1 protein-coding gene is annotated in these 1,659 nt (G+C 44.4%); it reads left to right on the forward strand.

The genetic code is table 11. From position 1 onward, the window contains the following. Window positions 1-513 precede the first annotated feature (513 nt). The gene (locus tag QUB26_RS31680; RefSeq protein ID WP_333321272.1) at window positions 514-1,539 is read left to right on the forward strand and encodes a hypothetical protein; all 1,026 of its coding nucleotides are present in this window, start codon (window positions 514-516) and stop codon (window positions 1,537-1,539) included. Window positions 1,540-1,659: the final 120 nt, after the last annotated feature.

The following is a 1,659-nucleotide window of genomic DNA, read 5'->3' on the forward strand; positions in this document are numbered from 1 at the left end:
AATACCTCTCGGATGTCTATGATCGGGAACTGCAATAAGAGCTTCAATTAAATTCATTGCTGATTCATTCCATAATTATAGTCTACCCGGACGGGGCAGACTTGATTACCTCTTCTATCATACATTCCCCTCCCGACAATTAATCCACCCTGCTTAAGAAGGGGGGCTAGGGGGGATCGAGTTTCGGCCTAAAACCCACTGTCTCTCTGCTTGATCCGAAAGTCTAGATCCCTTTAAATCCCCCTTAAGAAGGGGGACTTTGAGTTGATTCTCTTGTCCCCCCCTTATTAAGGGGGGCTAGGGGGATCGAGTTTCGGCCTAAAACCCACTGTCTCTCTGCTTGATCCGAAAGTCTAGATCCCCCTAAATCCCCCTTAAGAAGGGGGACTTTGAGTTGATTCTCTTGTCCCCCCCTTATTAAGGGGGGCTAGGGGGGATCAGAATCTCCGCCTAAAAACGAGTAACTCCTATTCAATTAAATCGAAACTTTGTCAGCCAAAGTGACAATCTACCATGCAACTCAAATCAGCGGTGCAATGGATACCTCATCCCGACGGTCATTGGATACTTCGCAATCCCGAAGACATTACCTGTATTCAAGTTGACGACTTTGACAAACAGGTAATTGTGCAATTAAGCCAACAGCCAATAACTAATATTCTCGCTGAATACAACCTCGATTTAGAAGACGTGCAAAATCTCTTGAAAGACTTAGCACAAGCAGGAATGCTAGAAGGAACCAAGCCGCCGAAAGCCAAATTTAACCTGCTATCCTTCACAATTCCCCTAGTCAATCCCGATGTTTGGCTGTCGCGGCACATCGACAAAATCCGCTGGATTTGGACGTGGGAATTTGGCTTTATTCTGTGCGCTTTCATCTCTTCCTCTGTAGCAGTGTGGTTGGCTTCCACAGCAGAAGTTGCCGCCTCACATCAGCAGTTGTGGATAGCAGGACAAAATGAGACTATTTTCACATTTGTTTTGCTGACAATGCTAGTAATAGCTTTGCACGAACTCGGCCACGCTTTCACGCTAAAACACTACGGCGGTATTGTTAAAGAAATTGGATTATTGTTTATGTGTTTCATCCCCGAATGTTACACAGATACAACCGATCAATACAGTTTAGTCCGGCGGAAACAGCGAGTTTTAGTAGTAGCCGCAGGAGTATTTATCCAAGTAACAATTTGGGCATTGGCTGTTTGGATGTGGCTGTTTTCTCTGTCAAATCCGGTTTGGCATCAAATTAGTTATTTGTTGATGGTAGCCGCCTTGCTGACAGTTGCAATTAATTTGAATCCCTTGAATAGATTTGACGGTTATTATTTGTTAGTAGCGGGAACAGGCATTAACAATCTGCGACAAAGGTCGTTTGATTTTTATGTGGATTTGTTGCGGAGGGAGGAGATTGAGGAAGCAGCAGAAACGCAATGGGTTTTGGCAGCTTACGCGCCTTTGAGTGTACTTTATACTGTTTGGGTTTTGAGTTATTTAGCATCCTTGCTGGGTAATTTGGTTTTGCGGGTTTGGAGTTTTTAACCGCAGATTAATCACAGGCGGGACGCCCGTGCCACGATTAACCGGCTCTCCTGAGTTTATGGTGTAAAATGTACCTACTAATACATTTACCGTTATGAGCTTCCATCTAGACTATCTATT

The organism is Microcoleus sp. B4-C1, assembly GCF_036705285.1.
Classification (GTDB): Bacteria; Cyanobacteriota; Cyanobacteriia; order Cyanobacteriales; family Microcoleaceae; genus Microcoleus.

Coding starts and splice junctions, on each gene's coding strand:
- QUB26_RS31680 (WP_333321272.1), top strand. CDS start 514: ATGCAACTCAAATCAGCGGTGCAATGGATACCTCATCCCGACGGTCAT.